The organism is Leptothoe sp. PORK10 BA2 (genome assembly GCF_034932105.1).
Classification (GTDB): domain Bacteria; phylum Cyanobacteriota; class Cyanobacteriia; order Phormidesmidales; family Phormidesmidaceae; genus Leptothoe.
The window spans coordinates 1-7,178 of the sequence record NZ_JAYGIG010000088.1 but is presented as its reverse complement, the minus strand read 5'-3'; the positions used below and the strand labels follow the sequence as shown (position 1 = coordinate 7,178).

Sequence of the window (7,178 nt, the reverse complement as noted above, 5' to 3'; positions counted from 1 at the left end):
TGAGTTTGATGCGACCCTTGGGCTTGCTCAAGGAGGTTACCAATTCCTATATTTGGATTACGCTAGCTGATAATCTCTGTAACCTGGGAAAACTCTCTAATTTTTTAAGCCTGAGTAGTTACGCCAAATTCCCATTTTGCTGAAACAAATCAGCAGCTAATTCAAAGTTCCGGACAGCTCCTTTTCTGTCACCTCGTCTTGCTAAACTTACTGCTCGACTAAAGTATGTCTCTGGAGCACCAGAAATGCCTGAACCCCCGGCACAGACAATACAAGGCCAGGTTCCAAGAGCGATATGGTAAGTTTTTTGCGCATCTTCAAATTCTCCTATATTTTGCAATGCAAGACTACGAATAAAGAAGGCATTAGGTCGACTTGGTTCAAGACGCATAGCTGTGATTGTGTCTTGAAGCACTTCTTCTAAATTTTGCAGATCATAATGAATAAGAGCCCGTAATACATATGCATCAACATACGTTGGATTTAGCTGAATTGCCTTGTTTAGTACCGAGATAGCTTTGTCTAGCTCATTCAAACGATACTTAGTCCATCCAGAACCATAAAGAGCGTCTGTGTTAGCTGGCTCCAGATGTAAAACACTGTCAAAATCTGTACCTGCTTGCTGAAACTCACCTAATTTAATTAATAAAAATGCTCGTCTAAAAAGAGATTCAATATTTTGAGGATCACTAATTAAAATTTCTGTTTCTTCATCGACTTTTTTGTGTGTCGTGGCTGCATTTTCTGGATTAAATGAAACATCTTCTCCTCTACCATTGAATATTTCAGGATTAGTCCGAAGCATTTGAGTGAAATCTCTCATGGCTTCCTCAAGATCAAGTTGAGGGAAAGAATAGGCATCACCTCGAACATAGTAGGCTATTGCTATTTCAGGGTTTAGACGAATAGCTTGAGTCAAATCATCGATTGCAGATTGTTGACATGTACGCAAAGCAGGTGAAATCTCTTCTCTCCATTGGTCCAAATGCTTATAACCTGTTGCTCTAGAACGCCAAAGTCCTCTTTGGTAATACGCTTCAGCGAACTCAGGAGACCTTTCAATGGCTTGAGAAAAATCTTCAGTAGCTGTATCACATTCTGCTTTCCCAGAAAGGAGTTTATCCTGTGTTTCTTCGTCTTTTAGGCGAATCAGGTTTCTAAAATAATAAGCTTCTATATGGTTGGGATCGAGTCTTATAGCTTGGTTATAATCGCGGAAGGCCCCTGCAAAATCATGCAGGTGTTCTCGAAGCTGTGCCCATTGATAATAATCGTTTGAGGTTATTGGGTTAACATCCAATTGGTGAATCAGATTGTCAATTATTTTTATTTCGTATCGTGAGTATAAGTCATGGAAAGATTCTAAATCTTTCCAAATTGTAGGATTGAGTTGAAAAGCACTAATAAAATCTTGTCGTGCTCTTCGTTCATTACCCAGTGCAGATCTTAAAAGCCCACGATAGTAATACGCCTCACTAAACTCAGAATCTAGCTGAATGGCGTGATCATAGTCACTCAATACTCGCTGTATATTCTGAGATGGTTTCATTGGCGAATTAATATGCAATGGAGAAGAGGCCAACGGATCGAGTGCCTGTGCCCGTAAAAAAAAAGATTCTGCTCGAGTAGAATCACGTTGGATTGCCTCATCAAATCTAGCGATTTGATTTTCTCCGCTAGCTAATCTAGCTTGGAAATAGCTAATGTCAGGAGACATATGGTGCATTAATTGGTCAGCTATTTCCAAATCTGCACTCGCATTTGCTATTTCGTGAGAATCATAGAGGCGTAGAATTGGATTACTGTAATAATTTTTAGAAACATAAAAAGTTGCAATTCCTCGATAACGAAAGTACGCTACTTTGGGATCGTTATTCAAAAAGTCTTGCCAATTAGAGATCGCATGTTGATTATCTCCTTGAAAGGCTTTTTGTGCTGAGTCTAAACGAATTACCTCTACAAAGTTAGAAACTGCCTCTTCATAGCGAGCTAATTTACCTAATGCAAAACCACCTCGGTAATAGGCTTCAGAAAACTCAGGAACTAATTGACTAACCTGTTTGAAGTCATCAACTGCCTCTTGATACTTGTCCAAGGCATACCAATGTATTCCTCGCTTTAAATATGCATCTGCAAACGTGGGATCGATACGAATGACTTGAGAAAAATCTGAAATTGCTTGATAGTGATTTTCCTGTGCGGCATGGAGGAAAGCCCTTTGATAATAGGCCTCAAGGTATTCAGAGTTGAGTAGAATTGCGTAGGTAAAATCGGCAATAGCCTTATTTTGGATTCTTTGTCTCAGAACATCACCTTCTCCTCGCAGGCCGAGTTTTCGAGCAGCGGAAAGCGTCAATACCTCTTCATGAGCAAGAAATAAAGCTCTTTGATAGTATGCTTCGGCAAAACCAGGCTGCAACCGAATAGCTTCTGCAAAGGCTTCAATCGCTCCCTCTTCATCGAAGATAAGAGTTCTGTCTATGCCCTGCGCTAAAAGTTCTTCAGCCGTTACTTGAGCTATAGCAGGTTGCAGTGTGGTAAGTCGAAAAGGTAGATAAAATGTGCTCAAAATAGAGAGGGTAAAACCAAGCAAAATCCTTATGCTGGTTTTAGCTATTCCTTTAGGCATATAGATGGATCTCTATAATCAATAAATGGGTACCAACTCAAAGCGGGATGTTTTCCAAGGATAGTGTTCAGAAGCCAGAAGCCAGGAATCAGGATCTCACTGGCTTCTGGCTCCTGGCCCCTGATTCCCCACCTAGCCAGGATTTCCCGGCTTAAGTTGATACCCATCAATAAATACCTTAGGCACGTTAGGCTTAGGTATGACAGTATACTCATGGTTCGCCCAAAATAATTTGAGATTCAGAAATATGACGAAGGCAATGGGTTTTCGAGGTATTGACAAATAAACATTTTTCTGAATAGCATTCTTGCGTACGGATGAATTGATAATGAGTTTCAATAACCACTTGGCTTTACGCTACATGTAGCGTTTCTGCATTTCTCTGAACCACTAAAGTAAATAAGCGAACCGTGAGAGTATAAGTAAAAAAACACAAATACTACGCTTATTTTAAGCTAATCCTATTGAAGAAATCAATAAAGTAGATTTTTATGGGCACCTCGATTAATTGAAAAATAGAGTCTCAATATGAGATCATGGTGAAGGATTAGGGTTGGCAGGGCACCATCGCATGGGACAACAAGGATTTTGGGATTTTGAGACCCGTCATCAAAAGCTGGAGTCAAAAAAGGATTTGTTGAGTTGCCTAGACGCGATGATTCCGTGGGATGAGTTTCGACCGATTTTAGACAGCGTGTATGACAAGCCGCGTCAGCGTAAAGCAGGTCGCCCACCCACCGATGTCATCGTCATGTTTAAGCTGTTAATCGTGCAACAGCTCTACAACATTAGCGACGATGAGCTGGAATACCAAGTGAATGACCGGTTATCCTTTATGCGGTTTCTCCACCTGGGCCTCGAAGACTCGGTCCCGGATGCCAAAACAGTGTGGTTGTTTCGAGAGCGCTTACGGAAGGCCGAGCTAGTGGAGCCCTTGTTTGAGCAGTTTGGGACGTACCTTAATACAACGGGCTACCAGGCCCAATGTGGCCAAATCGTGGATGCTACCTTAGTTCCGGTTCCCAAACAACGCAACACTCGAGAGGACAATGCCACTATCAAAGCAGGCAAGGTGCCAGAGGAGTGGCAGGATACGCCCCATAAGCTAGCGCAAAAGGATGTCGACGCCCGTTGGACAAAAAAGAATGGCACGTCTCATTATGGCTATAAAAACCATATCAATCGAGATGCGGGGCATGGGTTCATTCGCCGTTACGCGGTCACCGAAGCCTCGGTTCATGATTCTAAAGTGCTGGGTCAGCTGCTGGATGCAGACAATGCCGATGATGAGATTTGGGCCGATAGCGCCTATCTTTCGGTTGCCATCGTAGCCGTCTTAGAGATGATGGGCTTTGAGAGTCATATCAATGAACGAGCCTATCGCAATCGCCCCCTAAGCGAACAGCAGATTGCCGATAATCGGGAACGCTCTAAAACCCGTGCCAAGGTTGAACATGTCTTTGGCTCCATGGTCAATGAGATGGGAGGCAAAGTCATTCGTACCATTGGGTTAGCGAGAGCCGAAACCATGCTCGGCCTCAAAAACTTGACGTACAATATCAAACGCTATGTCTTCTGGCAAAAGCAAGACATGGCTGAGGCGATTGCCTAAACGACAGGATTACCAGCTCTAAAACGGCAATATGGACCGCGTTGGTTGGTTGTGTCGCCTGATTTTCTAGCGACGAGGCTGGATAACAGTCTCATTTGAGATTCGATTTTTCAAAAATCTAATAAATAGAGGTGCCCAATATCGTCACATTTTATTTTATATTCAAATCCTCTATCAACCGGATCACATTTGAGTTTGCCCCTATAAAAAAAAGCTTCAGCGTTATCAGGCTTTAGTCGAATTGCATTTTCAAGATCTGAAAGGGCTTGCTCTCTCCGTTCAGAAAAAAGTGAGTTGTTAATACCTCGAGCTAAATATTCTTCAGCAGGTAACCGTCCCAGGAAATTAAAGAAACCTTATGAAATGAGGGTCTCTAGATTCGCTAAGTTGGAGCCATGAACGAAGAGATTGAAATTGCTGGTATCAAAGTTCCAAAAGCAGATTGGGATGCTACACCGCCGAGCATCCAAGCGCTGGTGTTGGTATTGAGCGAGCGTTTAGATCATCAAAGTGAGCGCTTAAGCCAATTAGAAGAGAAGCTGAATAAGAACTCGAAAAATTCATCAAAACCGCCATCGACAGATGGCTTTGGCAAGACTGTTGCCGAAAAAAAGCGCAGCAAGAAGCCGAAAAACCGTCGCCCGTCAGTCACCGGAAGTCGGCAAGTCCGTAAGCTTCAGGCGAGCGAAGATTGTGACCGAGTAGAGGAGGTCATGCCAACCGTGTGCGCGGAGTGCGGAAGCGCATTGCATGGCCTGGATAGTCACCCCCATCGTCATCAAGTGATAGAGTTGCCGCCCATCGAGCCGATGGTGGTTGAATATCGACTTCATCAGCTTAGCTGTGAAGGGTGTGGTCATCTGAGCCGAGCCGAGTTGCCGATAGGGGTGTCAGCGTCAGGGTACGGAGAGCGATTGAGTGCGATTGTGTCACTGTTGAGTGGCCCCTATCGTCAGAGCTACCGCCAAGTGTGCTCGTTGATGGCAGACCTATTCGGTGTAAGCCTCTCACGGGGGAGCGTCGGTCGGTTGCGTGAGGAGGTGAGCGCATCGGTGAGTGCCCCTGTGAACGAGGCAAAGAGGTATGTTCAGGCCCAGCCCGTGGTCCATAGTGACGAAACCAGCATGCCGCAAGGGAATCGCGATGGGCGTAATCCGCAAGGTCGCAAAGGATGGTTGTGGGTATTGGTGAGCCCGTTGGTAAGCTTTTTTGAAGTCGTGTTCAGTCGGTCTCAAGCGAGTGCCAAAGCCTTGATTGGCGAATCATTTAGCGGCATTGTCAATTCTGACCGTCATAGTGCCTACGGTTGGATTTCGTTAGAAAACTGGCAAGTGTGTTGGGCCCATCTCAAACGAGACTTAACCGCCATTGCCCAACGAACAGGAGTCTCCCAAGAAATTGGTGAGGCACTGCTAAGGCGGGAGGGTCGTTTGTTCAGATGGTGGCATCGAGTCAGAGACGGCACCTTATCACGGCAGCAGTTTATGGCTCAGGTCGAATATCTCAGACGAGGATTCAAGGCGGTATTAGCAGAGGCAGCCTCTCTACCGATTGCAGCCGATGAGAAAACGCCTTTGGCGAAAACGGTCAGAACGTGTCGGCGATTTTTAAAAGTCGAATCGGCCTTATGGACCTTTGTGTCTACACCCGGTGTCGAACCCACCAATAATGCAGCCGAACGGGCGTTGCGTCCGGCTGTCATTTGGCGAAAAACTAGCTTTGGCACCCAATCTCAAAAGGGCACTCTGTTTGTTACTCGAATGCTAACGGTGACCGCCTCTCTCAAAGCTCAGGGTAGAAATATTCTTGATTTTCTCACTCAAGCTTGTTTGGCTGCACGGATGGGACAAGCGCCTCCTTCTTTGATTCCCCAACCTACACTGACCGACAAATCTCTGCCTGAAGGCGATATTCCTGTTTAGCTGCCTAATGATTTGCTGCTAGGGACGGTTACCTTCAGCAGTTACTGGTTCTAGTATTGAGGAAGAAGCTTGCACGGAAGAAGTTAGAATGCCTAGTGCAGTGTCAAAGCTTAATTTTAGGGTAAACGGAGGCTAGCTTACAGCGAGCATCATCGACCTTCATCTGCCAGTCAACCCCCCGTTGCCTGTTGTTGATATCGTTTGACCAAGCGGTCGTTTCAGCCCGTAGCGTATCGATGTCTTCAAAGCGTCTACCCTCAATGCACTGTCGAGTCATTGCACTCAACTCGTTTTCTGCGATGTTGATGCAAAATCACGCCTACTTCGGCACCCTATTCACGCTTAACTTCGGGCTCTTGGCCATTTTTGGTGATGTGCTAGCTGGAACACCGAATATTGCGTGAGTCCAAATCGCTGTCATGCCGAGTTTCACCAAAAGTGGCCAAGAGCCTAACTTCGGCACCTGAATCACGCCCACTTCGGCACCTGAATCACGGGTAACTTCGGCAGGCAAATCACGCCCACTTCGGCACCCGACTACACTGCTTTTTTAAACAGCTGTAGAGGTGGAAACGCGAAGAATGGGAGCTAAGTCACAAGGAGCAACCTTGCCGATGGAGAAGTACAGAGAAATCATTCGACTTCACGAGTTAGGGCACAACCAGACAGCCATAGCCCGTAGCTGTAATGTAGCGCGCTCAACCGTCCAAGACTATCTGCGACGTGCTGCGGCAAAATCGTTGAGTTACGAGCACCTTCAGCAGCTGAGCGATAGCGAAGCCCAAGCTCTACTGGGGAAGGGTAAACGAAAACTGACGGCCACCCCCGAAACGATCTCATACGAGCAGGTCCATCGGGAACTGGCAAAGAAAGGTGTGACACTCGCGCTGCTATGGCAGGAAGGCTTGAACACAGGGGAATGGAGCTGTAGCTATGGCAACTTTTGCCGCCGCTACAACAACTGGAAAAAGCGTCATAATCTGTCCATGCGTCAAATCCACACACCTGGCGATAA

Annotated in this window: 4 protein-coding genes and 1 pseudogene; 3 read left to right on the top strand and 2 right to left on the bottom strand. The window is 45.6% G+C overall.

Annotated elements, in window-relative coordinates:
* Positions 1-118: 118 nt before the first annotated feature.
* On the bottom strand, positions 119-2,629 hold the full coding sequence (locus VB741_RS14340; protein ID WP_323365867.1) for a tetratricopeptide repeat protein: 2,511 nt from the start codon (positions 2,627-2,629) through the stop codon (positions 119-121).
* A gap of 571 nt (positions 2,630-3,200) precedes the next feature.
* On the opposite strand from VB741_RS14340, the gene VB741_RS14335 reads away from it, so the two are divergent.
* Positions 3,201-4,241: an IS5 family transposase gene (locus VB741_RS14335; protein ID WP_323365866.1), complete on the top strand. Its 1,041-nt coding sequence runs from the start codon at positions 3,201-3,203 to the stop codon at positions 4,239-4,241.
* Between the two features lie 395 nt (positions 4,242-4,636).
* Complete coding sequence (gene tnpC, locus VB741_RS14330; protein ID WP_323365865.1) at positions 4,637-6,163, top strand: IS66 family transposase; 1,527 nt, start codon at positions 4,637-4,639, stop codon at positions 6,161-6,163.
* A 103-nt stretch (positions 6,164-6,266) separates the two neighbouring features.
* Here tnpC and VB741_RS14325 read toward each other — a convergent pair whose 3' ends face one another.
* Entirely contained in the window at positions 6,267-6,440 is a 174-nt protein-coding gene (locus VB741_RS14325; protein WP_323365864.1) for a hypothetical protein, read from the bottom strand.
* 337 nt (positions 6,441-6,777) lie between these two features.
* On the opposite strand from VB741_RS14325, the pseudogene VB741_RS14320 reads away from it, so the two are divergent.
* Positions 6,778-7,178: pseudogene (locus VB741_RS14320) on the top strand (IS21 family transposase); the annotation flags it as partial.

Bases quoted from the DNA above. Each gene is read 5' to 3' on its own strand.
- VB741_RS14340 (WP_323365867.1), bottom strand. From the start codon at position 2,629: ATGCCTAAAGGAATAGCTAAAACCAGCATAAGGATTTTGCTTGGTTTT.
- VB741_RS14335 (WP_323365866.1), top strand. From the start codon at position 3,201: ATGGGACAACAAGGATTTTGGGATTTTGAGACCCGTCATCAAAAGCTG.
- VB741_RS14325 (WP_323365864.1), bottom strand. From the start codon at position 6,440: ATGACTCGACAGTGCATTGAGGGTAGACGCTTTGAAGACATCGATACG.
- tnpC (WP_323365865.1), top strand. From the start codon at position 4,637: ATGAACGAAGAGATTGAAATTGCTGGTATCAAAGTTCCAAAAGCAGAT.